Annotated in this window: 21 protein-coding genes and 1 riboswitch; of the genes, 17 read left to right on the forward strand and 4 right to left on the reverse strand. The window is 28.3% G+C overall.

Annotated elements, in window-relative coordinates:
- Positions 1-71 precede the first annotated feature (71 nt).
- The 7 genes from AACH12_RS03440 to AACH12_RS03470 all read left to right on the forward strand — a co-directional run bounded on the left by AACH12_RS03440 (position 72) and on the right by AACH12_RS03470 (position 6,900).
- Positions 72-1,205: a zinc-binding metallopeptidase gene (locus tag AACH12_RS03440; protein ID WP_338536682.1), complete on the forward strand. Its 1,134-nt coding sequence runs from the start codon at positions 72-74 to the stop codon at positions 1,203-1,205.
- A 143-nt stretch (positions 1,206-1,348) separates the two neighbouring features.
- Positions 1,349-2,023 carry a response regulator transcription factor gene (locus AACH12_RS03445; protein ID WP_338536683.1) on the forward strand — a complete coding sequence of 225 codons (675 nt, stop codon included), beginning with the start codon at positions 1,349-1,351 and terminating at the stop codon, positions 2,021-2,023.
- 2 nt (positions 2,024-2,025) lie between these two features.
- Complete coding sequence (locus AACH12_RS03450) at positions 2,026-3,804, forward strand: sensor histidine kinase (protein WP_338536684.1); 1,779 nt, start codon at positions 2,026-2,028, stop codon at positions 3,802-3,804.
- A 109-nt stretch (positions 3,805-3,913) separates the two neighbouring features.
- Complete coding sequence (locus tag AACH12_RS03455; RefSeq protein WP_338536685.1) at positions 3,914-4,276, forward strand: HsmA family protein; 363 nt, start codon at positions 3,914-3,916, stop codon at positions 4,274-4,276.
- Between the two features lie 182 nt (positions 4,277-4,458).
- Entirely contained in the window at positions 4,459-5,337 is an 879-nt protein-coding gene (gene pdxS / locus AACH12_RS03460; protein WP_338536686.1) for a pyridoxal 5'-phosphate synthase lyase subunit PdxS, read from the forward strand.
- A 1-nt stretch (position 5,338) separates the two neighbouring features.
- Entirely contained in the window at positions 5,339-5,896 is a 558-nt protein-coding gene (gene pdxT, locus AACH12_RS03465) for a pyridoxal 5'-phosphate synthase glutaminase subunit PdxT (RefSeq protein WP_463671009.1), read from the forward strand.
- A gap of 227 nt (positions 5,897-6,123) precedes the next feature.
- Positions 6,124-6,900, forward strand: coding sequence for an SDR family NAD(P)-dependent oxidoreductase (locus tag AACH12_RS03470; protein ID WP_338536688.1), 777 nt, complete (start codon positions 6,124-6,126; stop codon positions 6,898-6,900).
- Positions 6,901-7,080: 180 nt separating this feature from the next.
- Here AACH12_RS03470 and AACH12_RS03475 read toward each other — a convergent pair whose 3' ends face one another.
- Both AACH12_RS03475 and hydG read right to left on the reverse strand, forming a co-directional pair.
- The gene (locus AACH12_RS03475) at positions 7,081-7,299 is read right to left on the reverse strand and encodes a hypothetical protein (RefSeq protein ID WP_338536689.1); all 219 of its coding nucleotides are present in this window, start codon (positions 7,297-7,299) and stop codon (positions 7,081-7,083) included.
- A 134-nt stretch (positions 7,300-7,433) separates the two neighbouring features.
- On the reverse strand, positions 7,434-8,930 hold the full coding sequence (gene hydG, locus AACH12_RS03480) for a [FeFe] hydrogenase H-cluster radical SAM maturase HydG (RefSeq protein WP_338536690.1): 1,497 nt from the start codon (positions 8,928-8,930) through the stop codon (positions 7,434-7,436).
- Between the two features lie 461 nt (positions 8,931-9,391).
- On the opposite strand from hydG, the gene AACH12_RS03485 reads away from it, so the two are divergent.
- From AACH12_RS03485 to thiT, 3 genes are all read left to right on the forward strand, one after another.
- Positions 9,392-11,116, forward strand: coding sequence for an IS1634 family transposase (locus AACH12_RS03485; RefSeq protein ID WP_338537337.1), 1,725 nt, complete (start codon positions 9,392-9,394; stop codon positions 11,114-11,116).
- An 81-nt stretch (positions 11,117-11,197) separates the two neighbouring features.
- The gene (locus tag AACH12_RS03490) at positions 11,198-12,241 is read left to right on the forward strand and encodes an IS30 family transposase (RefSeq protein ID WP_338536691.1); all 1,044 of its coding nucleotides are present in this window, start codon (positions 11,198-11,200) and stop codon (positions 12,239-12,241) included.
- A gap of 322 nt (positions 12,242-12,563) precedes the next feature.
- Positions 12,564-12,662, forward strand: a riboswitch (TPP riboswitch).
- A gap of 134 nt (positions 12,663-12,796) precedes the next feature.
- The gene (gene thiT, locus AACH12_RS03495; RefSeq protein WP_338536692.1) at positions 12,797-13,327 is read left to right on the forward strand and encodes an energy-coupled thiamine transporter ThiT; all 531 of its coding nucleotides are present in this window, start codon (positions 12,797-12,799) and stop codon (positions 13,325-13,327) included.
- Between the two features lie 117 nt (positions 13,328-13,444).
- On the opposite strand, the gene AACH12_RS03500 is transcribed toward thiT, so the two are convergent.
- Positions 13,445-14,152, reverse strand: coding sequence for an AraC family transcriptional regulator (locus tag AACH12_RS03500; protein ID WP_338536693.1), 708 nt, complete (start codon positions 14,150-14,152; stop codon positions 13,445-13,447).
- Positions 14,153-14,429: 277 nt separating this feature from the next.
- Here AACH12_RS03500 and AACH12_RS03505 point away from each other — a divergent pair, with 277 nt between their 5' ends.
- The 4 genes from AACH12_RS03505 (at position 14,430) to AACH12_RS03520 (ending at position 19,893) form a co-directional block, all read left to right on the forward strand.
- Positions 14,430-15,725: an ABC transporter substrate-binding protein gene (locus tag AACH12_RS03505; RefSeq protein ID WP_338536694.1), complete on the forward strand. Its 1,296-nt coding sequence runs from the start codon at positions 14,430-14,432 to the stop codon at positions 15,723-15,725.
- Between the two features lie 80 nt (positions 15,726-15,805).
- The gene (locus AACH12_RS03510) at positions 15,806-16,711 is read left to right on the forward strand and encodes a carbohydrate ABC transporter permease (RefSeq protein ID WP_338536695.1); all 906 of its coding nucleotides are present in this window, start codon (positions 15,806-15,808) and stop codon (positions 16,709-16,711) included.
- A complete protein-coding gene (locus AACH12_RS03515) occupies positions 16,711-17,571 on the forward strand; it encodes a carbohydrate ABC transporter permease (RefSeq protein ID WP_338536696.1) in 861 nt (286 codons plus the stop codon). Before AACH12_RS03510 ends, AACH12_RS03515 begins: the two co-directional genes overlap by 1 nt.
- A 72-nt stretch (positions 17,572-17,643) precedes the next feature.
- On the forward strand, positions 17,644-19,893 hold the full coding sequence (locus tag AACH12_RS03520) for a glycoside hydrolase family 65 protein (RefSeq protein WP_338536697.1): 2,250 nt from the start codon (positions 17,644-17,646) through the stop codon (positions 19,891-19,893).
- A gap of 118 nt (positions 19,894-20,011) precedes the next feature.
- On the opposite strand, the gene AACH12_RS03525 is transcribed toward AACH12_RS03520, so the two are convergent.
- Positions 20,012-20,968 (reverse strand): carbohydrate kinase family protein, encoded by a 957-nt coding sequence (locus tag AACH12_RS03525; protein ID WP_338536698.1) that lies wholly within the window; start codon positions 20,966-20,968, stop codon positions 20,012-20,014.
- A gap of 183 nt (positions 20,969-21,151) precedes the next feature.
- Here AACH12_RS03525 and AACH12_RS03530 point away from each other — a divergent pair, with 183 nt between their 5' ends.
- The 3 genes from AACH12_RS03530 (at position 21,152) to AACH12_RS03540 (ending at position 25,096) form a co-directional block, all read left to right on the forward strand.
- Positions 21,152-22,144, forward strand: coding sequence for a LacI family DNA-binding transcriptional regulator (locus tag AACH12_RS03530; protein WP_338536699.1), 993 nt, complete (start codon positions 21,152-21,154; stop codon positions 22,142-22,144).
- 98 nt (positions 22,145-22,242) lie between these two features.
- Positions 22,243-23,679: a sucrose phosphorylase gene (gene gtfA, locus AACH12_RS03535; protein ID WP_338536700.1), complete on the forward strand. Its 1,437-nt coding sequence runs from the start codon at positions 22,243-22,245 to the stop codon at positions 23,677-23,679.
- Between the two features lie 121 nt (positions 23,680-23,800).
- Positions 23,801-25,096 carry an ABC transporter substrate-binding protein gene (locus AACH12_RS03540; protein ID WP_338536694.1) on the forward strand — a complete coding sequence of 432 codons (1,296 nt, stop codon included), beginning with the start codon at positions 23,801-23,803 and terminating at the stop codon, positions 25,094-25,096.
- Positions 25,097-25,126 lie beyond the last annotated feature (30 nt).

Here is a 25,126-nt window from a genome sequence, read left to right on the forward strand (position 1 = left end):
AGGAAGACATAACAAATTATTAAAATGTAATTGTAAGCAAACACTATAAGAAAACAAAGGAGCTGAAAATTATGTTTAATAATTTATGGAAAAAAAATTTAGCAATTGCTGTAATTCTTACTTTAACTTTATCAATGGGAATGATAACGGTGTTCGCAACTAATGAAACAAATGTAAATGATAAAAATACCAAAAATGCAGAAAATACTATTAGTGAAAATGGTGATGAAAATACTTTTAACGAAGAAGATGATTTAGCTTTATGGGATGAAATTTCTGAAGAAGATAATCTAAAATTAGATGAACTTGATAAGCAGTTAGATGATATTTACAAAAAATATGATGAAATACTATCTAAATATGGCTTAAGCGGATATGATGATGTTATTCCTGAAGAAGAAAGTTCTTCAGCTGATCAGTGTTTAGATGATGATAACTATTATGATGATGAGGAGAACATTGAAGAATTCTCACTGCAAGCAATATATGATGTTAATAATGAAAAAATTGTATTATCGAATAATGCTAAAGATTATGAAAATGAAGTTTTACCAAGTGGATTAACTGATGAAGAAAAAAAATTGCATTATAAAATTTGGAATTATATTTATAAGTCAGTTCCAAAAGAAATTATGAAATATGTAGCAGTATTTGACATAGGAACAGATGGACTAGATGGAATGCTAGCAGCCGTTTCTCCACTGGATGATAAATTAAGTAAATGGGCTTTAGATATTGATATAGAAGATGCTGTAAATAAGCAAAACAAAATAGACTATAAGCTTTTAAATGAAAATATAACACATGAATTTGCACATATTCTAACGCTTAATAATACACAAATGGATATTAGTAGTAATATTAATAATAAAAAGACATATGAAACTGAAGAGGGTACGTTAAAAGAAGGCAGTTATTTAAATAAATTTTATAATAAATTTTGGTCTAAAATAGATAAGAAATATATATTAGGAAAAGATTACTATGATAGTGAAAAACTTTATGAGGACTATCCAAATTCATTTGTTAGTGATTATGCAGCAACTAATCCTGAAGAAGATATAGCAGAAAGTTTTAGAGTATTTATTCTTGAAAATAAAGCAACTAATAGTGATATAAATAGTCAAAAAATTAATTTCTTTTATGATTATAAAGAATTGATTGAGTTAAGAAGTAAAATAAGAAATAATATAGGTTTAAAATAGTAAATTAATTTTAAAATGAAATAAAGAGATGACAGTCTCTTTATTTCATTTACTTGTTTAAGCTGAAAATGAAACAAAAATTTCTAAAAGTAAATTATTTAAGGTAGAATAGAATAAATAGAAAATTTTTTGGGAGAAAGAAAATGAAAAAAAATATTCTTGTTGTAGAAGATGAAGAAAGAATACTTGAAATAATAACAGATTATTTAATTGAAGCAAATTTCAATGTATTTGGAGCGGTGAATGGAGAAATAGGTCTTGAGATATTTGAGAATGAAGATATCGATTTAGTTCTTTTAGATGTTATGTTACCAAAAATTGATGGATGGTCTGTGTGCAGACGAATTAGAAAAAAATCACATATTCCAATTATTATGCTAACTGCAAGAGAAGATGAAGATGATAAATTAATGGGATTTGAACTTGGTGCTGATGAATACGTTACAAAACCATTTAGTCCAAAAGTATTAGTTAAACGAGTTGAAACATTAATTAAGAGAATAGATGTTAAAAAAACAAGTGAAGATGATATTCTTTCTTGTAGTGGAATATATATCGATACAAAGGCTTATTTAGTAAAAATTGACGAAAAAATTGTTAATTTATCACCAAAAGAATTCGATTTACTAGTTTATTTAATTAAGAACTCTGGAATAGTTCTTTCAAGAGAATTGATACTTGATAAAGTATGGGGCTATGATTTTTATGGCGATTTAAGAGTTGTAGATTCACATATAAAAAAATTAAGAAAAAAACTTGATAACTATTCTAAAATAATAAAAACTGTTATAAAAGTTGGATATAAATTTGAGGAGTAATAATGAAGAAAAACAGTATAATTTTTAAAATATTTATTACAATTGCATTGATATTTTCGTTATTTGTAATTATTGAAATAGGATTTCAAACTCTATATTTGGGTAAATATTATGAAAATATTAAGATAAAAAATATTGAAAATAAATTAGATTCCTTTATTAGTGATTACATTAAAGAAAAAGATGGTAAAAAACGCACAAAATTATTTTCAGATTTTATAAATGATAATAAAGTTCCGGTGGTTGTCAGTAGTCAAAATGATTATTATGATTCAATTGATGAGTACAATTTTTATGCCCCATATTTTATGAGATTTCAAACAGAAGATGGTGAAATTCATAAAATTTCGCTATGGGAAGATATATTTTCGGAGATAAACAATGAATATACAATTGAGGATCTAAATGGTAAAAAAGCTACACTTAATCTCATAAAAGATAATTTCTCTGATGAATATAATCTGCTTAGCGTAGCTTTAGATGGTAGTAGTTTTAAAAGCTACGATTATGACACAACGAGAAATATTGATATGGAAAATGATTCATATGACAGTTCGATTAAAAAATTAAAAGGAAAAATATTATTTGTTGAAGAAAATTATTTTACCGTTGATATCACTGATAAATTAAATGTTTTATATGATGTAATTTATAGTGAAAGCAATTATTCTATAGATCGAAAAGGCAATTTGATTTTTGATTATAAAGATAAAGAGTCGCAAAAAAATTATAAAATAATTGTAAAAGAATATGAAAAAAATACTGGTGATATTATCGAATTTTATACATTAGCTTCTCTTCAACCAATAAACGAGGTTGTGAATATACTTATAAAAACGTCGCTATATTTCGTACTTATTGCTATATTGCTTGTTGTTGGATTATCGCTAATTATCTCAAGAATGATAACAAATCCTTTAATAAAATTAAATTTAACTGCAAAAAAAATGGCAAAATTAGATTTTAGGGAAAGATATAAGGATATAAGAAATGATGAAATAGGAGAACTTGGAGATACTCTAAATTTTATGTCAGATGAACTTAGTTTTAATATTAATGAACTGAAAGTAACCAATAAAAAACTTTTATCAGATATAGAATTTAAAAATGAACAAGAAGAAATAAGAAAAGAATTTGTTTCTAATGTATCCCATGAACTAAAAACACCACTAGGTGTAATTAAAAGTTTTGCAGAAGGTATAAAAGACGGGATATCGAAAGAAAAAGAAGATTATTATTTGGAAGTAATAATAGATGAAATAAGCAAAATGAATACACTTATAATAAATATGCTGGAACTTACTAACCTTGAAACAAAAAATAATGAACTAAATTTAGAAAAATTAAATTTAGAAGAATTAATTAATAGAATTCTTTTGAAATTTACAGAAATTAAAAATAGTAAAAATATTGAATTGATAGTTAAAATAAATGAAGCATATATTGTGGCAGATTATAGGAAGATAGAAAATGTTCTACTGAATTTTATAAGTAATTGCTTTAGATATACATCTAAGGATGGAAAAATAATTATTGTGATTGACCAAAATAGGAAAAATGGAAAAGTAATTTTTAGTATTGAAAATACTACTAGCAATTTTAGTGATGAAGAGTTAGAAAAAATATGGGATAGGTTTTATAGAATAGAGAAATCAAGATCTAAAAGTTTAGGTGGTAGTGGACTTGGACTTTCAATAGCGAAAACAATTTTAGAAAAGCATAATTTTAAATATGGAGTAAAAAATACTGAAATAGGTGTAATTTTTTATATAGAATTTTAAATATTAAATAAGTATAAAGTTACTATTAAATAACAAGTAAAAGTACAATATAAAAAAAATTATATGGTATAATAATAGAAAATAAACTATTAAAAGTGAGGTAAACTTTATGCTATTGATTATTGCTATTATTTCTATGTTATTTGCAGTTACTGCTTATACAATTGGAGTTTTTTCTGAGAGACGAGCTAAAACCTTAAATAATAAACATGTGATTATGTTTTGGATTGGACTTTTCTTTGATACACTTGGGACTACAACAATGAGTATTATTAGTGGAAAAATTACCTTTAATCTTCATGGTGTAACTGGACTACTAGCAATTGTACTTATGATGTTACATGTTATATGGGCGACTTTTATAAATCGTAAGGGAAGTGAAAAACAGAAAGTTAAATTCCATAAATATAGTTTGTTTGTATGGTTAATATGGCTTGTTCCTTTTGTTACGGGTATGATACTAAATATGTAATATATTAAAATAAAAAAATAAAATACTACTTAAAAGTTATGCATTGTATCTATAGTGCATAACTTTTTTATTTTTACAATACAATTATTTGGAAAATGATGAAAATTGTATTGATAAAAAAGTGTTAAAATGTTAGAATTGTACTGTAATAAAGAAAATAAAAAATACGGAGGGGTACAATTATGAGTGAAAGAAAATTTTTGAATACTAATTTAGCTCAAATGCTTAAAGGTGGAGTTATTATGGATGTAATGAATGCAGAACAAGCAAAAATTGCAGAAAAAGCTGGTGCATGCGCAGTAATGGCACTTGAAAAAATACCTGCAGATATAAGACTAGAGGGTGGAGTTTCAAGAGCGTCAGATCCAAAGATGATAAAAGAAATTCAAGATTCTGTATCTATACCAGTAATGGCGAAAGTTAGAATTGGACATTTTGTTGAAGCACAGATACTTGAAGCTCTTGAAGTTGATTATATAGATGAAAGTGAAGTACTTACACCAGCAGATAGAGTTTATCATATAGAAAAAGATAAATTTGATATACCATTTGTTTGCGGAGCAAAAAATTTAGGAGAAGCTTTAAGAAGAATTGGCGAAGGAGCTTCTATGATAAGAACAAAAGGAGAACCTGGAACGGGTGACGTAGTAGAAGCAGTTACGCATATGAGAAAAATGAATGATGATATAAGATACATCTATGGACTAAAAAAATCAGAGTTAATGAATGCTGCAAAAGAAATGGGGGCACCATATGATTTGATAAAATATGTTAATGAAAATGGAAAGCTTCCTGTTGTTAATTTTGCAGCTGGAGGAGTTGCTACCCCTGCTGATGCTGCTATGATGATGCAACTTGGATGCGATGGAGTATTTGTCGGTTCAGGTATTTTTAAATCAGGTGATCCTGTAAAAAGAGCAGAAGCAATAGTAAAAGCAGTTACAAATTACTCTAATCCTAAAATTTTAGCTGAAGTTTCAGAAAATCTTGGTGAAGCTATGGTTGGAATTTCAGTTAATGATGTAAGTGAAAATAATAGGATGGCAAATAGGGGATGGTAAAATGCTTATTGGAGTATTAGCTCTTCAAGGAGCTTTTCGTGAACATATTTTAGCACTTGAAAAAATGGAAATTGATACCATTGAAGTTAAAAGTAATGACTGCATTAAGGAAATTGATGGATTAATTATTCCTGGAGGTGAAAGTACTACAATGGGTAAACTTTTGGATTCTTTTGATTTAAGAGATGAAATTAAAAAAAGAATCCTTTCTGGTATGCCTGTATGGGGAACTTGTGCAGGCATGATTCTTTTAGCAAAAGATATTGGTAAAGAAAAAGCTCATTTAAAAGTAATGAATATAAGAGTTAAAAGAAATGGGTATGGAAGACAATTAGGTAGTTTTATTAGCAAAGGTAAATTTGCAAATTACACTAATGTTAGTATGCCCTTTATTAGAGCACCATATATTGAAAAAGTAGGTAAAAACGTTGAAGTTCTTTCAATTATTGATGGTAAAATTGTAGCTGCAAGAGAGAATAATATTTTAGTAACTTCGTTTCATCCAGAAATAACTGACGATTTAACTGTTCTTGAGTATTTTGTGAAAATGATAGAATAGTTAAAAAAATAACGCTGATTTTATAAATTTCGATATATTATAAAGCGTGATGACTTAATCGATATAATTAATAAAAAAATATCAGTTTTTCTCAAATGGCTAAATATGTGACAATTTTGCACATTTTCTTGAATTTGATAGTTTACGATTTTCTTCGAAAAATATACTCTTTTAAGTAAGGATTGTTTTAATATTTAAACAAAATTATATTTAGTGGAGGAAATGTGATGAATGAATTATTTAGTTTAAGAGAGAAAGTTGCAGTAATAACAGGAGCTTCAAGCGGATTAGGTGCTGATGCCGCAAAAGCGTATGCTTTAAGTGGTGCAAAGGTAGCTCTTTTAGCAAGAAGAAAAGAAAAATTAGATGATTTAGCAAATGAATTAATAAATTCTGGTGTAGATGCTATAGCTGTTCAATGTGATGTTTCTAATGAAAAAAGTGTCAAAGAGGCAATTGAAACAGTTGTTAAGCATTATGGAAAGATTGATATTTTGCTAAATAATGCAGGAGTAGCAACAAAAGGATCGGTAGAAGAATTAAGTGTAGAAGACTGGGATAAAACAATGAATGCTAATGTTAAAGGTATTTATTTGATGAGTAAATATACTGTTCCCCATATGAAAAAGAATAATTATGGGAAAATAATAAATATATCATCAGTAAATGCAGTGATTGCAGATAAAACTCCAGTTTTAGCAAGACATTCATATAATGCTTCTAAGGCAGCAGTAAAAGGACTTACTATTGGTATGGCAGCTTCATATATGCAAAATAATATTACTGTTAATGCAATTGGACCTGCTTTATTTGAGTCAGAAATGACTTCAAGCACATTATTTACAAATGAAAAATTTATGAACATGTATACTGCGTTAAATCCAGCATCAAGAGCGGCGAAAAAAGGTGAATTAAATGGCACTATAATATATCTTTCAAGCGATGCATCAAGCTATGTAACTGGGCAATATATTCTTGTAGATGGTGGAATGGCAATAATCTAAAATATTAAAAAGATCTATTACTAAAAAAGTAATAGATCTTTAAATTTTATCCGATGCCTTAGAGTTCTAATTATCCCACTTCTTAAAAAAGTGGGGGATAAAGAACTCTAAAAAGGCCCTGGATTATGTTTTCTAAGATTCAGTGGGAATAAAAACTCCCTCTGAATCTTAGAAATTCATTTATTTTGAAATATATTCTTTTATTTTATCAGATATATCACTGCTACATTCTACAATTAAGCCGTAGTTTTCATCTATAATGATGTGATTATTTCCATAAGTAAAATTTCCAGCTTCATAGACAAATGACCATCTTCTACCTATGATTTTACAAAGACTGATATTTACATTGAAATTATCATGAATTTCATTGGTAAGAATTTTATAAGTATTAAACATAAAGGCTCCTTTACTAATGTTTGTAACTTTAGTTTTTAATTTAATTTAGATTTACACTGGTAGAAAAAATTAATACGTATAAGTGGGATTAACATTGCAGATGTGAAGCAGGAATACGCATTAAATTTTTATTTTTAGATAAATAAATCTCTTTCACCGTTAGAAACTCTTTCATAATAATCTGTCATAAGATCAGTTAATTTATGTGCTTTATAAAATTTCATATTTTCAATTTCTTTTAGCTCTTTTTCGATTAATTTTTCTCCAACTTTTCTTGTTTCTTCAGAAGCGTAATCATCTAAATATTCCCTAAAAGTAAGAACTGCATTAAGTTTACAGAACTTTCCTTCCTCAGTTTTTTCAAGCAGAGTCATTATTTTTTCACCAGTTCTTCCGCATCTATAACCGGCAGTACAGAATGAAGTAATTTTACCCATTTCGGCAAGTTCACGAACTACATCATCTAGAGGTCTTGGATCTCCAATTGTAAATTGCTGTTTGTTTTCAAGTTCGGCTTTATCAACACCACTATATTCACCAATACCAATTTTTGTTGATGCATCAGTTTGTGTACAACCTACTTTAATAATTTCCTTTCTAAGTTCAGCTTTTTCTCTTGCAGTGATTATAAGGCCAGTATATGGTACAGAAAGTCTTAGAACAGTAACTAATTTTTTAAAATCTTCATCATTAACAAGATATTTAGAATTTGTACTTAAATCTGATCCAGATGCTGGTGTCATTCTTGGGAATGAAATAGTATGTGGTCCTATTCCATAACGTTTTTCTAAATCTGCTGTATGGTAAAGAAGTCCCATAACTTCGTATTTCCAATCATATAGTCCAAATAATGCACCAATTGCTACATCGTCAATACCTGCATCCATTGCTCTATGAAGAGCATATAATCTCCATCTGTAATCTGATTTAGGTCCACTTTCATGTACATCATTATAAGTTGCTTTGTGATATGTTTCTTGGAATACTTGATATGTTCCAATTCCAACTTCGTGGAGTTTTTTTAGGTCACTTACGCACATTGGAGCAGCATTAATATTTATTCTTCTAATTCTATTCATTTTTCCACTTTTTGCTTTTTTCTCAACTGAATAAATCTGTTTTATAGATTCTGCAATATAATTAGCATCTGTTTTTGGATGCTCACCGTATACTACTATCATTCTTTTATGTCCTTCATCAATTACCGCTTCAGCTTCTTTTTTCACTTCGTCAAAGTTAAGAACTTTTCTAACTTCATCTTTGTTTTCGTTTCTAAATCCACAATATTTGCAGTTATTTACACAAAGATTGCCGCAATATAAAGGAGCGAAAAATACTATACGATTATCATAAACTCTTCTTTTTACTTCTGCAGCTGCAGCGTACATTTCTTCCCAAATTGCTTCATCTTTAACATTTAATAATGCAGCAGTTTCGTCAAATGAAAGCCTATTAATATTGAGAGATCTATTAATAATCTTTCTAATATCCTCTTTAGAGTGGTTAACGTTAGTTTTTAATTTCTCGTTAATTTCATTTTCATCAATAAAATCTTTTCCGTTGATTAAATATTTATCAATTTCATCTTGTTTAATAACACTTTCAGACCAGTTTTTTGCAGTTTGTTTCATAGTTAGTCCTCCTAAAAATAAAAAACTCTTTCTTAAAATAATAAGAAAGATTTGTGAGTGTATTTCTCAAAACGAGAGATACGTACGATTTACACAAATTCCTCTCAAATAAGATTATAAGATATCTACAATGTAAGGTTTTTGATTATAAGTTTTAGATAAATCAAGATTAAACTCAAAACATCTAAAATGATATTTATTTAACAAGTTCATTATATCAAACGACTACTAACTAATCAATAGAATTGGATAAAAAAATAACAAAATAATTAAAATATTAAATATAATATTTTAATTATTTTATTTTGACTTATATATCATCACGGAAGTTTGACAGTTGCATAAACAAAATTCTACCTCAAAGCCAATTATAGGCTTATTTTTTTGTCAAATTTTCCGTTTTACTATTGCGTAGTTTGTCGTATTGTGGTATAATGTAAGGAACAGGAGGTATTATGCTTATGAGACTTTCAACTTCTAAATCAAAAAATGCTACTTCACTTTACGTTATTAAAGATATTACTATTAAAAATAAACGAACAACTAAAATTGTAGAAAAACTTGGTACTGAAGCACAATTACGTGAAAAATTAAATGGACAAGATCCTTATGAATGGGCAAAAAAATATATAAGTGAACTTAATAAAAAAGAAAAAGAAAATAAAGTTGAGATTATTGCTAAATTTTCTGAAACTAAACAAATACCAATGGATTCTAAGGTTCATTTCAATGGTGGATATCTTTTTTTACAAGATATTTATTATGATTTAGGCCTTCATAAAATTTCAAAGCAAATTTCTGATAAATATAAATTTTCTTTTGATTTAAACAGTATTCTTTCTAGACTCATTTATACTAGAATGCTTAATCCGTCTTCTAAGCTTTCTTCTTTTAAAGCCTCTAATGACTTTATTGAACAGCCTAATTTTGAATTACAGCATATTTATAGAGCTTTAGAAATAATTTCTAAAGAATCTGATTTTATTGAATCAACTGTTTATAAAAATAGTTTAAAATTATCTAAAAGAAATACAAAAGTGCTTTATTACGATTGTACAAATTATTTCTTTGAAACTGAAAAAGCCGATGGGTTAAAACAATATGGACTTTCCAAAGAACATCGCCCTAATCCAATTGTACAAATGGGATTATTTATGGATGGGGATGGCATACCACTTGCATTTTCTATATTTGATGGAAATAAAAATGAACAGCCAAGTTTAAAACCACTAGAAAAGCGCATATTATCTGATTTTGATTTATCTAAATTTGTTGTATGTACAGATGCAGGATTAGCATCTAATACCAATAGAATATTTAATAATAAAAACGATAGAGCTTTTATTGTTACACAATCATTAAAAAAGCTTAAAAAACATCTTAAAGATTGGGCTCTTGCCCCAAATGGATGGCATTTATCAAATGAGACAAAAAATATTAATTTAGAAAATATAGATCATTCTTCAAACAATAAAGCTATTTATTACAAAGAACGTTGGATAAATGAAAATGAATTACCACAAAAATTAATAGTAACATATTCACCAAAATATAGAGCTTATCAAGAGTACATTCGAAGCACTCAAATACAACGTGCAGAAAAACTTGTTAAAAAACCTTCTAGTATCAATAAAAAGAAACAGAATGATCCAAAGAGATTTATAGATTCTATTCACTGCACTAATGAAGGTGAAATCGCTGAAAAACAGGTACTTACAATAAATAGAGACACTATTTCTGATGAAGAAAAATATGATGGATTCTACGGAGTATGTACAAATCTTGATGATAATGCTGAAACAATTATTAAAGTAAATAAAAGAAGATGGGAAATAGAAGAATCATTTAGAATTCTAAAAACTGAGTTTAAAGCAAGACCAGTATATTTAAGTAGAGATGATAGAATAAAAGCTCATTTTACAACATGTTTTCTTTCTTTACTGATATATAGGCTTTTAGAAAAGAAGCTTGATGAAAAATACACTACAAAAGAATTAATAGAAACGTTAAAAAATCATAACTTTATGGAGTTAAAAGGCGAAGGATATATTCCGACATACACACGAACTGATATAACAGATGAATTACATGATAAATTTGGATTTAGAACGGATACCCAAATAATTAGTAATGCTAAAATGAAAAAAATATTAAAACAGCTTAATTGTATAATGAAGTTGAACTAGTAAAAAAAAATCCATAATGGGTCAATCTGTATTATAATTGTATCGCTGAACACAATAATATATACAGGAGATGAACTCACTATGGATAATATTAATGATACATCAATTCAACGTAAAAATAAACACCTAAATGTTTTTGAACGTGGTCAAATTCAGTTGTTACACAATGAAGGTCTTACACCTTATGCCATAGGAAAAAAATTAGGAAGAGCTTCTAATACTATACGCAATGAACTAAGCCGTGGGACTGTTACACAGATAAAAGCCAATAAGGTTGTAAAGGTCTACTATCCGGATACCGGACAAGCTATTTATGAAAGAAACCGTGCTAATTGTGGAGCCAAATTTAAGTTCTTATCATGCTCCCATTTTATACGTTTTGTAGAGACAAGGTTCTATGAAAACACTCATTCTATTGATGCTATATGTGGCGTAGCGAAGCTGCACAACTTGTTTGACGTTGATAAGATGGTTTGTACAAAAACGTTGTATAACTATATTAATTTAGGCTTATTAGGTATTGCTAATATAGATTTGCCACTTAAAGTTAAGAGAAGTACAAAACGTAAGCGTATACGCAAACATAAGAAAATTCTAGGACGAAACATTTCTGAACGACCTGTGGAAATTAATGATCGTAGTGAATTTGGTCATTGGGAAATTGATTCTGTTATAGGGAAGAAAACTAAAGGCGAACCTACTCTAATGACTATTACCGAGCGCAAAACACGAAAAGAGTTAATTAGAAAAATTCCTGATCAAACTTCAGAATCAATTATGAACGCACTCAAAATACTAGCTGCAGATGCAGGAAATCTATTCTCAACTGTTTTCAAAAGTATAACGGCAGATAATGGATCAGAATTTGCAGATCTATCAACTATGGAAGAAATGACAGGCACTAGAATCTACTTTGCTCATCCTTATACATCTTCTGAGAGGGGAACAAATGAACGTCATAACGGTCTAATAAGACGTTTTATACCAAAAGGTAAGTCTTTACTCAACTATTCTGTAGATGATATAGCTAAAATTCAAAATTGGTGTAACACTCTGCCTCGTAAGATATTAAAGTATCTTACACCAGATGAAGCATTCAATGATGAACTTTATAAAATACAATAATTTATATACAAATTTTTACATATTGATTTAGTTCAATTTACTATTGCAATTTAGGAAATATTAAAACAAACGAAAAAGTAAAAAAAGGTACGCACTTTTTACTACATTAAGAAACCGTGATAAACTGCTATTTGCAATAGATATCACGGTTTTTCTGCTCTACAACTGTCAAAGACGAGATTATATCAAACGACTACTAACTAATCAATAGAATTGGATAAAAAAATAACAAAATAATTAAAATATTAAATATAATATTTTAATTATTTTATTTTGACTTATATATCATCATATGTTATATTCTTAATGTATTAATTTAATAAAGATTCACTAGGGGAGCTTTTTAGTTGAGATCAGTTATCTGAAACCCTTTGAACCTGAACCAGTTAACTCTGGCGTAGGAAAGTGCATGATTATAGATCAAAAAAATGATATTTTAATATTGTTTTTTAAGGCCATATGCATTTGCATATGGTTTTTAATTTTTATTTGATCTAATTAACGTGTTACTTCCAAATTCATTGGTATATTATTACTATTTATGGAGGTAAGAAAATGAAAAACAACACAAGGATGTTAGTAGAAGCTGGCATTATGATAGCACTTGCATATGTGCTAAGTTTAGTAAAGGTATTTCAAATGCCAAATGGAGGATCTATTACTGCCGGTAGTATGATTCCAATTCTTATATTTGCTATTAGATGGGGAACTTATCCTGGAGTCTTTACAGGGCTTGTTTATGGAATTATTCAATTTATTTTAGGGCCAAAATGGTCATTCCATCCTATATCAATTTTATTTGATTATGTAATAGCTTTTGGAATGCTTGGTCTTGCAGGTATTTTTGGTGCTGGATTCAAGAAAGCACTTGCTGGAATTTCTTTAGCAGTATTATTAAGACTTATATGTCATGTTATTTCTGGAGTTATAGTTTGGGGTTCTTATGCACCAGAGGGTCAAAGTCCTCTTATGTATTCAATCATTTATAATGCTTCATATTTAGTTCCTGAGTTAATTTTATCACTTGTTATTTTTGCACTTCTTTATAGACCACTTGAGAAAGCAAAAATTCCTCAAAGAGTTTAGTTAATCGGTACTATTAGACCATAATATAGATATAAAGTTAATGAAGTAGTAAGCAATATTTAACTTAACTACTAAACGAACAAAAAAAGAAAGTATATGAATTTAGTTTACTAATATTCATATACTTTTTCTATATTCTTTAGGAGATATACCTATAATTTTTTTAAAAACTAAAGAAAAATAACCAGGATTACAAAAATCAAAAATAGCAGATATATCAGTTATTCTCATATTTGTAAATTCTAAAAACATTTTAGAAGATTCTATTTTTTGATGGTTTATATAATCAACAATATTTATTCCAACTTCATTTTTAAACAATTTAGATAAATATTCAGGTGATTTTGATGAGAGGAAGCTTAATTCTTCTAATTTTATTTGCCTTGTAATATTACTATTTATATATTTAATTAATTTAGAAATATCTCTTGAATATTTAGATATATTTTTATTATTTATTAGTTCTATAAACTCATCTATCATTGTATACTCGAATTTGAGTAAATCATAACGTACGTTAAATGATTCAATTTTTCTTATAAATATATCACTAAAATTAAATGCTTCTTCAGGTTCTATACCTGCCTGTATAACCCCTCTAGTAAAAAGCGCACAGGAAATAATTATTGAATTTTTAGCAGAGCGCAGTGTATTTTTTGCAATGATAGCTCTTTCTATTGAATTAATCATATCAAGAGTATTTTTTGCTTCATTTAAAAGTCCAAGTTTGATTTCATTAACTAATTTTTTTTCTAGATTATAAGACGGATGAATATAGTCAAAATTTATATTTTTTAGTTTTTCGTCTAATAAATCTTTTCTCATAACTTTACTCCTTTAATTTGATGTGCAGATGATTTTTTTAGTTTTACTTTACATTACTTATTAAAATTTTTTTATATTGCAGATTTATATAAATTATATCAGAATTTTATAAATCTTTAAATAATAAAAAATATATAATCCAAATATGTTTTGTATTTACTACTTATATATATATGTCAAACTGTAAGATAATTGTTTGTAATTAGTATTTTTGGATATATATTAAGGGAGTTAAAAATATAAAACTTAGTAGTCTTATTAATAAAAGGGGGATATTATGAAGAAAATAGTTTCAATTGTAATGGTATTAGTAATGATATTTGCACTTGCAGGATGTTCATCTGCACCAGCACCAGCAGATAAGTCAGCTGATACAAAAACAGAAGACAAAGTAGCTCCAAAAGAAGAATCGGTAGTAATCTATCAGAATAAAGTTGAGATAGGTGAACAACTTTCAGCATTTGCAGCTAAATATGAGGCTCAAACAGGAGTAAAAGTTACAGTAAAAACTTCAGGTGGAGATACTCCATACGCTGAAAACTTAAAGGCAGAATTTCAATCAGATAGACAACCAGATATATTTGTAATAGAAGGAAAAGGTGGATATAACACTTGGAAATCAAAACTTACTCCATTTTCAGGAGATAAGTGGATGGATTTAACAGATCTAGCATTTAAAGCTGACGGAAAAACATATGGATTTCCAGTAGCAGTAGAAGCATGGGGAATGGCCTATAATGCAGATTTACTTGCAAAAGCAGGAATTGATCCAAGTACATTAACATCACAAGATGCATATAAAGCAGCATTTAAAAAATTAGATGGAATGAAAAAAGAACTTGGAATAAAGTCAGTAGTTGCAATGGCAGCAGGCCCAGATATGAGATGGGTAACAGGACTTCACAACTTTAATGGATATTTATCAGCAGGTCTACCTTATGGAGATACAAGTGTTCTTGATAAAATGCTAAAAGGCCAGCCAGATATGGAAAGACTTAAAGAATATGCAGACTGGGTAGAATTATTATTTAAGTATTCAGATAAAGCAGTATTATTAACAGGAAACTATGATGCACAAGTAGGACAATTTGCAACAGGAAAAGCAGTATTTGTACATCAAGGTAACTGGATAGATCCATGGTTAATGTCAAATGGAGTAAAGTTTCCAATGGGATTTGCACCACATGCATCAGTATACGGAGAGCATAATGCAATCTTTATAGGAGCACCATCATACTATGTAATAAATAATGAAAGTAAAAATATTCAAGCAGCAAAAGACTTCTTAAACTATATGGCAACAAGTGAAGAAGGCGCAAACTATATGGTAAAAGAAGCAAAAATGGTACCAGCATTTAAAAATATAACATTAAAACCAGATGCACCACTTTCAGCAGACGTAATGAAATGGCTTGCAAAAGATAATGGAGCATATACATGGTTACAAAATGATATGCCAGATGGATTTGGAATGGGAACTATAGCACCAATATATGAAGCATTTGCAAAAGGGGATATAACAAAGCAAGAATTTATAGATCAACTAGCAGATAAGATAAGAGCACTAAAATAAAAAATAGCTAAAAAGTAGAAAAGGGTGTGGGTGTTCGCTCACACTCCTTTTTTTAAACTTCTACTAAAGAGAGGTGTAAAATGGGTAAAAAATTAAAGAGTAAAATGTTTTTTTGGCTATTCTTAGCGCCAGCATTATTATCATTTATAATAGTGGTAGTAATACCGTTTTTTATGGGCATATATTATTCACTAACAGATTGGACAGCAATAGCAGGAATAAAGCCAAACTGGGTGGGAATAAATAACTATAAAAATATGTTTAAAGATATAGCATTTCAGTATTCATTTATAAGAACGTTTGTGTTTACTCTTCTAAGCGTAATGACAATAAACTTTGTAGCATTAATGTTAGCTTTTTTAGTAACAAGAGAGATAAAATTTAAGAACTTTTATAGAGCAGGATTTTTCGTACCAAATTTAATTGGAGGCTTGGTTTTAGGATATGTATGGCAGTTTATATTTAAAAGTGTAATCCCACAAATAGGAGATGTACTAGGAATAGACTTTTTAAGTAATCTATTGTTACTAGCTGATCCAACACTAACATTATTTGGACTAATATTTGCATTTACATGGCAGTATGCAGGATATATTATGATGATATATATAGCAGCCTTATTAAATGTACCACAAGAGTTAATAGAAGCAAGTGAAGTAGATGGAGCGAACTTTTTTCAGAAATTTTGGAATATAACATTTCCAATGATAGCACAAGCATTTACAATAACATCATTTTTAACATTAGTAAATTCATTCAAACAATTTGACATTATAATTGCATTAACAAATGGAGGACCATCAGATATATATAAAGAACAAATAGTAAATTCAACAGAATTACTGGCGGTTCACATTTATAATGTAGCTTTTAAATATAATAATATGGCAGAAGGACAGGCAAGAGCAATAATATTTTTCTTAGTATTATCAGTCGTATCAATGGCACAGGTATACTATAACAAAAAAAGAGAGGTGGAAATGTAATGACCTTAAGAAGGAAGTTAGTAACGTATTCACTCACACTAGTAACATTAATACTATTTTTAATAACAATATTTCCATTTTTCATAATAGTAATAAATTCAGCAAAAGCATCACTAGAAATAATGACAAATCCAATAACTTTTCCAAAGCACTGGGGACAGTTACTAACAAATATAAAGATAATATGGAGTAAACCAACGATAAGATATTCGGCGAGTTTATTTACATCAGTAGTGATAACGTTTTTTTCACTATTAACAATATCAATATTTTCAGCAATGGCAGCATGGGTATTGGTAAGGACAAAATCAAAAGCATCAACATTTATATTTTTACTATTTTTAAGTGGACTAATAATACCATTTCAAGTAGTAATGTTTCCACTGGTATCACTTTTTAGAATAATAAATGAAACAACAGGAATACCGATGCTAAGGACATTTCATGGAATGATACTTGCTTACATTGGATTTGGAGCACCACTAGCAGTATTTATGTTTCATGGATTTATAAAATCAATACCGAAAGAATTAGAAGAAGCAGCAACCATAGATGGATGCAATAAGGCACAGGTATTTTTCTTAATAGTAATGCCAATATTAAAGCCAATATTTGTGACAATCATAATACTAAATGCAATATGGATCTGGAACGACTTTTTGCTTCCGTCATTAGTACTTGGAGTAGGACAAGATGTACAGACAATACCACTGGCAATAAGAGCATTTGCGGGATCATTTGTTAAAAAGTGGGACCTAATAATGACAGCAGTATTAATGGCGGCAGCACCAATAGTAGTAGGTTTTTTAATAGCACAAAAGCATATAATAAAAGGTATGGTTTCAGGGTCTATTAAGTAATAAAAAAATAATAATTACTAGAAAAAAAGTGAAAATTTTAAAGAATAGAGTTTCGCTTAAAGAGGGAAGATTATGCAAGTAAAAAATAATTTAGATAATAATTCATTGATGGTAAATGAAAGTTTATTATCTACTTCTAATGGATATTTTGGAGTAAGAGGAAATTTTGAAGAAGGCTATAGAAATGATTATGACACTATAAGAGGAACTTATATTAATGGGTTTTATGAAACAACTGATATTACTTACGGAGAAGGTGCATTTGGATATCCAAATACTTCACAAAAAATAGTTAATGTAATTGATGGGCAAACCATAAAGATATATATTGATGGAGAATTATTTAATTTATTTGATGGCAAGGTAATTGATTTTAAAAGAAAATTAGATATTGAAAAAGGATATTCTTTAAGATATATTGAGTGGATTTCTAAAAAAGGACATCATCTTAAAATTACTATTAAAAGACTTGCATCATTTACTACACTTGAACTTTTTATAATTGATTATGAGGTTGAATCGGTAAATTATAGTGGAGAAATTCAAATAGAATCAACTTTAAATGCAGATGTTAAAAATTATTCAAATAAGAGTGATCAAAGGGTAGCATCAGGCCATACAAAGCTTTTACATGTAGATAAGATTGATAAAAACCATGGAATTGCAACTATATCTTCTAAAACAAAGATATCAAATTTAACAATAGCTTCTTCTATGAATCATAATTTAAATATGGAATATACAGTAAAAGAAAATTCAATTATAGGAATGGTTAAAAAAAATATTAAAGCTAGTGAAAAAATTTCATTAATTAAGTACATTTCATTTACTGATTCAATTAGACATGATGATTGTTTTAAAGAAAGTAAAAATGTAGTAAATGTCGCAATGAAAAATGGTGAAAAATACTATTTCAAAGATCAAGAAGAATATTTAAATGAATTCTGGAAGTATTCTAAAATAAATATCGATGGAGAAATTGAAGAAGAAAAAGCAATTAACTATAATATTTATCAGTTGCTTTCATCAATTGGAAAAGTTAAAAATACAAATATATCAGCTAAGGGACTTAGTGGTGAGGGCTATGAAGGACATTATTTTTGGGATACAGAAATATATATGGTTCCGTTTTTTACTCTAACAAATCCACAACTTGCAAAACGACTACTTAAATTTAGGTATGAAACTTTGGAAAGCGCGAAAATTGAAGCTGAAAAACTTGGTCATAAGAAAGGTGTAAAAATTCCTTGGAGAACCATTTCAGGAAGTGAGTGCTCAGCTTATTTTTTATCGGGAAGTGCCCAGTATCATATAAATGCGGATGTTGCATATTCATATATACAGTACTATTTAGCTACAAACGATACAGAATTTTTAAAAGAATTTGGACTTGAAGTGCTTTATAAAACAGCACTTCTATGGCTTGATGTGGGTTATTTTAATAATGAAGGCAAATTTTCAATTGATGCAGTTACAGGTCCAGATGAATATACTGTTATGGTAAATAATAATTATTATACTAACTCTTTAGCTAAGTATCATCTTAAATGGGTGTGCAAGTTAAGTTCTATTTTAGAAAAAGAAAATATTAGCGATTGGAATAGACTAAAGAGTAAAATTGCTATAAATGAAAATGAACTTACTAATATGAAAAATGCAAGTGAAAAAATGATTTTACTTTATTCAGATGAACTAAAAATAAATCTTCAAGATGATGCTTTTTTAAAAAGAAAAGAATGGGATCTTGAAAATACAAGCGAAGAGAATTATCCACTTTTACTACATTATCATCCACTATATATTTATAGATATAAAGTTTCAAAGCAAGCAGATACAATTCTTGCACATTTTTTATTAGATAATGAAACAGATATAATTATGAAAAATTCATATAGTTATTATGAAAAAATTACTACACATGATTCAAGTCTTTCTCCTTGTATTTTTTCGATAATGGCTTCACGTATAAAAAAGATTGATAAAGCATACCATTATTATAAAATGACTTCAAAATTAGATATAGAAAACATTAAAGGAAATACTAAAGATGGACTTCATATAGCAAATGCTGGTGGAGTTTATATGACAATTGTGTATGGTTTTTCAGGTCTTAGAATAAAAGAGAATGGAATTCATTTAAGTCCAATAAAACCAAAAGAATGGACTTCGTATACATTTAGGATTAACTATAAAAATTCTTTGGTAAAGGTTACCATATCAGATAAAATTAATATTGAAACTGAAAAAGAAATTTCATTAATTATTGATAAGACAAAATATTTAATTAGTGGTAAAAGGTCTCTGAATTACAATAATTTTTAATAATTAATATAAAACAGATAGCATTAATTTTAGCAGGTCATTATCTTTAATGATTAGTAAAATTAGTTCTATCTGTTTTAATATTTTTTGCAATGTGACTTAGAAATTTTTCTTATGTTTATTTACTAATTAGATTACTACTTAACCTTATATTTACTTGGTCATTTGTTGGAATAGAAGGTATACCACCAAAATTTTCTACACATATAGATGCAGCGGCATTTGCGAACTTTAGTGAGTCAATCAATATGGATTTATTAATATTATTTATATCCATATTATTAATAATAAATTTTGAAACTAATGCTCCAAAAAAAGTATCGCCAGCACCAGTAGTATCAATAACCTTGCTATTAAATCCACCCACAAATCCACTAAAACCTTTAGAAAAATAAAAAACTCCTTTTTCGCCTAAGGTTACACATATTAGTTTAATATCGTATTTTGCTAGAATTTCACACCCTAAAATTAAATCAGTTTCACCAGATAAAAGCTTTAACTCATCATCTGATACTTTTAATATATGGCAATAAGAAAGTCCTTTTAGCATTTGTTCCTTTGCTAAACTTACATTTTCCCAAAGTGAAGGTCGATAGTTAGGGTCATAAGTAATTAATTTGTTTTTACTTTTTGCATAATCAAGAAAACTATAAGTCGTGCTTCTAAGAGGTTCATTTGTAAAAGATAAAGAACCAAAATGCACTAATTTTGCCTTGTCAATTTGTTTAAAGTCAATTTCATTAGTTGTTAGATTAATATCAGCACAATCTTTTCTATAAAAACTGAAACTACGTTCTCCATTTCCATTAAGATGCACGAAAGCTAAAGTAGTATTATAATTTGGATCAAGTATTAAACCTTTTGTATCAATTTTTTTTTCTTCTATAATATTTTTTAGATAATTACCAAAAGAATCGTCGCCAACTTTACCAATAAAACTTGTTTCTAGACCAGTATTTGCTGCCATAGTAAGAAAATTACAAGGTGCACCACCAGGATTGGCGCTATATTTATGTATATCATTTGATGATGGTGTAAAATCGATAAGTAATTCTCCAATTGCTAAAATATCCATAGTCCCTCCAAAATATAAAAAATTTGATTAAAAAAGTAGATTTTACTTTGTGAAGAATTATAACATAAAAAATCAAATAATAGAACAAAGTGATAAAAAAAATTCTTAAATTAAGACTAGGTAATCGGTTTCCTATTGACAGGTAATCGGTTTCCTGTTATTCTTGTAATAGAGGTGAAAGACGTGAGATATACAATTAGCGATGTAGCAAAATTAGCAAATGTTTCTAAAGCAACTGTATCTAGAGTTCTTAATAATTCAAAACCTGTAAGTGATGAAGTAAAGAAAAGAGTTCTTAAAGTTATTGAAGAAACAAATTTTCAACCAAGTGCACTTGCTAGAAGTCTTTCTAATAGGCAAACAAAATTAATAGGTGTGCTTCTTCCAGATATTGCAAATCCTGTTTTTTCAAAAATTATTGATGGGATTGAAAAAAAAGCACATGAAGAAGATTATAGCGTTCTTTTATGTAATACAAGACACAATGAAGAAGAAGAACTGAAATATCTTGATATATTAAGAGAAAAAGAAGTTGATGGAATTATATTTAATGGATTTCATTCTTCTGAAAAGTTTAGAGAAAAATTAAGTAAATTTAGTATACCTATTGCGGTTATTGGTTATGATGATGAATCTTATGATTATCCTGCTGTTTTAATAGATAATCTTAAAGCATCATATGATATGACTAAACATATAATTGATTCAGGTAAAAAAAATATTGCAATGGTTCATGGACCTATTGAAGATTATTGTTCAGGGTATCAAAGAATGGAGGGCTATAAAAATGCTCTACTTAATAATTCTTTAAAATATAATAAAGAATATATGAAGAAAGGAAATTATACTTACAAATCGGGATATGATAGTGCGAAAGAACTGTTAAAAAAATATAGCGATATAGATGCCTTCTTTTGCGCAAACGATATGATGGCAATTGGTGTTATGAAAGCAATTTTAGAAATTGGTAAATCAATTCCAAAAGATATTGCGGTTGCAGGATTTGATGATATTGACGTGGCTAGCGTTTATACTCCTGCCTTAACTACTGTTCACCAACCATTTGAATTAAAAGGTGAAAGTGTTATGAGTCAAATGTTAAAACTCTTAAATGGTAAAGAAGTTGAAAGACAAATTGTACATAAATATAAAATAGTAATAAGAGAGTCTATATAAAAAATTAAGTAGCATTTTTTCAAAGTTTAGGAAACCGGTTTCATTATTTTTAAATATTGCATGAAAAAGAAACTATAAAAAGTCGAGGTTATTAATTAATGCAAAATAAAGTTATGTTAGTAACATACCCAAGTTCACTTGGTAAAAATTTAAAAGAACTAAAAAATGTATTAGAAAATGAGTTAGAAAATCTTTTTGGTGGAATTCATATTTTGCCTTTTTATCCTTCGAGTGCGGATAGAGGATTTGCGCCACTAACTTATAAAAGAGTTGATGAAGTATATGGTGATTTTAAGGATTTAAAAGAGTTGTCGATCAAATATGAATTAATGTATGATTTTATGATTAATCATATTTCAAAAGAGAGTGAATACTTTAAGGATTTTATTAAAAATAAAGATAAATCACCATACTATGATTTATTTATTAAATATTCAGACTTTTGGGAAAATGATGTTGCTTCAAAAGATCAAATTGATATGATTTATAAACGTAAGCCTAAGGAACCGTTTTTAGAAGTTACTTTTAATGATGGAACAAAAGAAAAAGTTTGGAATACATTTGATGAAGAGCAAATTGATATTGATATAAGAAAAGAAGTAACTCTAAAATTTATTGAAGAAAATTTAAATTTTTTATGTTCAAATGGAGCATCAATCATTAGAGCGGATGCCTTTGCATATGTTACTAAAAAAATAAATACTAATTGTTTTTTTATTGAACCTGACACTTGGAATATATTAGAATATGTAAAAAATATTTTAGACAAAAGAGGTGTTGAGTTATTACCTGAAATTCATGAACATTATTCTATCCAGAAAAAAATTGCAGATAAAGATTATTATGTTTATGATTTTGCACTACCTATGCTTGTATTATATGCTCTTTATTCATCAAATAAAAAGCCATTAATAAATTGGCTTAAAATTGCTCCAAGAAAACAATATACAACACTAGATACCCATGATGGTATAGGAGTGGTAGATGTAAAAGATTTAATGAGTGAAGAGGAAATTAATTTTACTAAGGAAGCATTATTTACAAAGGGTGCAAATGTAAAAAAAGTCTTTAATACGGAAGCCTATAATAATTTAGATATTTATCAATTAAATTGTACTTATTATTCTGCACTTGGTGATAATGACAAAGCATATTTACTTTCAAGAGCAATTCAGTTTTTTTCACCTGGTATACCTCAAATATATTACGTTGGCTTATTGGCAGGTAAAAATGATTTAGAATTAATTGAAAGAACAAAAAATGGTAGAGATATTAATAGACACAATTACTCTTTAGAAGAAATAAAAAAAGAAAGCCAAAGAGAAATCGTAAAGAATATATTTAAATTAATTAGATTTAGAAATGACTATAAAGCATTTGATGGTGATTTTACAATTGTTGATAATAGCGAGAATCATATTTTAAATTTAAAATGGAATAATGGTGAATTTGAAGCTGTACTTAAGGCAAATTTAAAAACATATGACTTTGAAATTAAGTATTTTGAAAATGGAATTTATAAAAAATTGTTTTAACTTAGTTTATTGAAGTATGTAACTGCTTATTTTTATTACTAATATATAATCAAAATCAATATAAGTAGAAATAGCAGATTATATAGTATTTTAGTAGTCTTATTAATAAAAGGGGGATATTATGAAGAAAATAGTTTCAATTGTAATGGTATTAGTAATGATATTTGCACTTGCAGGATGTTCATCTGCACCAGCACCAGCAGATAAGTCAGCTGATACAAAAACAGAAGACAAAGTAGCTCCAAAAGAAGAATCGGTAGTAATCTATCAAAATAAAGTTGAGATAGGTGAACAACTTTCAGCATTTGCAGCTAAATATGAGGCTCAAACAGGAGTAAAAGTTACAGTAAAAACTTCAGGTGGAGATACTCCATACGCTGAAAACTTAAAGGCAGAATTTCAATCAGATAGACAACCAGATATATTTGTAATAGAAGGAAAAGGTGGATATAACACTTGGAAATCAAAACTTACTCCATTTTCAGGAGATAAGTGGATGGATTTAACAGACCTAGCATTTAAAGCTGACGGAAAAACATATGGATTTCCAGTAGCAGTAGAAGCATGGGGAATGGCCTATAATGCAGATTTACTTGCAAAAGCAGGAATTGATCCAAGTACATTAACATCACAAGATGCATATAAAGCAGCATTTAAAAAATTAGATGGAATGAAAAAAGAACTTGGAATAAAGTCAGTAGTTGCAATGGCAGCAGGTCCAGATATGAGATGGGTAACAGGACTTCATAACTTTAATGGATATTTATCAGCAGGTCTACCATATGGAGATACAAGTGTTCTTGATAAAATGCTAAAAGGCCAGCCAGATATGGAAAGACTTAAAGAATATGCAGACTGGGTAGAATTATTATTTAAGTATTCAGATAAAGCAGTATTATTAACAGGAAACTATGATGCACAAGTAGGACAATTTGCAACAGGAAAAGCAGTATTTGTACATCAAGGTAACTGGATAGATCCATGGTTAATGTCAAATGGAGTAAAGTTTCCAATGGGATTTGCACCACATGCATCAGTATACGGAGAGCATAATGCAATATTTATAGGAGCACCATCATACTATGTAATAAATAATGAAAGTAAAAATATTCAAGCAGCAAAAGACTTCTTAAACTATATGGCAACAAGTGAAGAAGGCGCAAACTATATGGTAAAAGAAGCAAAAATGGTACCAGCATTTAAAAATATAACATTAAAACCAGATGCACCACTTTCAGCAGACGTAATGAAATGGCTTGCAAAAGATAATGGAGCATATACATGGTTACAAAATGATATGCCAGATGGATTTGGAATGGGAACTATAGCACCAATATACGAAGCATTTGCAAAAGGGGATATAACAAAGCAAGAATTTATAGATCAACTAGCAGATAAGATAAGAGCACTAAAATAAAAAATAGCTAAAAATTAGAAAAGGGTGTGG

Origin of the sequence: Helicovermis profundi (genome assembly GCF_033097505.1) — a bacterium.
Lineage (GTDB): Bacteria > Bacillota > Clostridia > Peptostreptococcales > Acidaminobacteraceae > Helicovermis > Helicovermis profundi.

What these genes read in the sequence shown, in the direction of transcription:
- AACH12_RS03440 (WP_338536682.1), top strand. Translation starts at nt 72, where the DNA reads ATGTTTAATAATTTATGGAAAAAAAATTTAGCAATTGCTGTAATTCTT.
- AACH12_RS03445 (WP_338536683.1), top strand. Translation starts at nt 1,349, where the DNA reads ATGAAAAAAAATATTCTTGTTGTAGAAGATGAAGAAAGAATACTTGAA.
- AACH12_RS03450 (WP_338536684.1), top strand. Translation starts at nt 2,026, where the DNA reads ATGAAGAAAAACAGTATAATTTTTAAAATATTTATTACAATTGCATTG.
- AACH12_RS03455 (WP_338536685.1), top strand. Translation starts at nt 3,914, where the DNA reads ATGCTATTGATTATTGCTATTATTTCTATGTTATTTGCAGTTACTGCT.
- pdxS (WP_338536686.1), top strand. Translation starts at nt 4,459, where the DNA reads ATGAGTGAAAGAAAATTTTTGAATACTAATTTAGCTCAAATGCTTAAA.
- pdxT (WP_463671009.1), top strand. Translation starts at nt 5,339, where the DNA reads ATGCTTATTGGAGTATTAGCTCTTCAAGGAGCTTTTCGTGAACATATT.
- AACH12_RS03470 (WP_338536688.1), top strand. Translation starts at nt 6,124, where the DNA reads ATGAATGAATTATTTAGTTTAAGAGAGAAAGTTGCAGTAATAACAGGA.
- AACH12_RS03475 (WP_338536689.1), bottom strand. Translation starts at nt 7,299, where the DNA reads ATGTTTAATACTTATAAAATTCTTACCAATGAAATTCATGATAATTTC.
- hydG (WP_338536690.1), bottom strand. Translation starts at nt 8,930, where the DNA reads ATGAAACAAACTGCAAAAAACTGGTCTGAAAGTGTTATTAAACAAGAT.
- AACH12_RS03485 (WP_338537337.1), top strand. Translation starts at nt 9,392, where the DNA reads ATGAGACTTTCAACTTCTAAATCAAAAAATGCTACTTCACTTTACGTT.
- AACH12_RS03490 (WP_338536691.1), top strand. Translation starts at nt 11,198, where the DNA reads ATGGATAATATTAATGATACATCAATTCAACGTAAAAATAAACACCTA.
- thiT (WP_338536692.1), top strand. Translation starts at nt 12,797, where the DNA reads ATGAAAAACAACACAAGGATGTTAGTAGAAGCTGGCATTATGATAGCA.
- AACH12_RS03500 (WP_338536693.1), bottom strand. Translation starts at nt 14,152, where the DNA reads ATGAGAAAAGATTTATTAGACGAAAAACTAAAAAATATAAATTTTGAC.
- AACH12_RS03505 (WP_338536694.1), top strand. Translation starts at nt 14,430, where the DNA reads ATGAAGAAAATAGTTTCAATTGTAATGGTATTAGTAATGATATTTGCA.
- AACH12_RS03510 (WP_338536695.1), top strand. Translation starts at nt 15,806, where the DNA reads ATGGGTAAAAAATTAAAGAGTAAAATGTTTTTTTGGCTATTCTTAGCG.
- AACH12_RS03515 (WP_338536696.1), top strand. Translation starts at nt 16,711, where the DNA reads ATGACCTTAAGAAGGAAGTTAGTAACGTATTCACTCACACTAGTAACA.
- AACH12_RS03520 (WP_338536697.1), top strand. Translation starts at nt 17,644, where the DNA reads ATGCAAGTAAAAAATAATTTAGATAATAATTCATTGATGGTAAATGAA.
- AACH12_RS03525 (WP_338536698.1), bottom strand. Translation starts at nt 20,968, where the DNA reads ATGGATATTTTAGCAATTGGAGAATTACTTATCGATTTTACACCATCA.
- gtfA (WP_338536700.1), top strand. Translation starts at nt 22,243, where the DNA reads ATGCAAAATAAAGTTATGTTAGTAACATACCCAAGTTCACTTGGTAAA.
- AACH12_RS03540 (WP_338536694.1), top strand. Translation starts at nt 23,801, where the DNA reads ATGAAGAAAATAGTTTCAATTGTAATGGTATTAGTAATGATATTTGCA.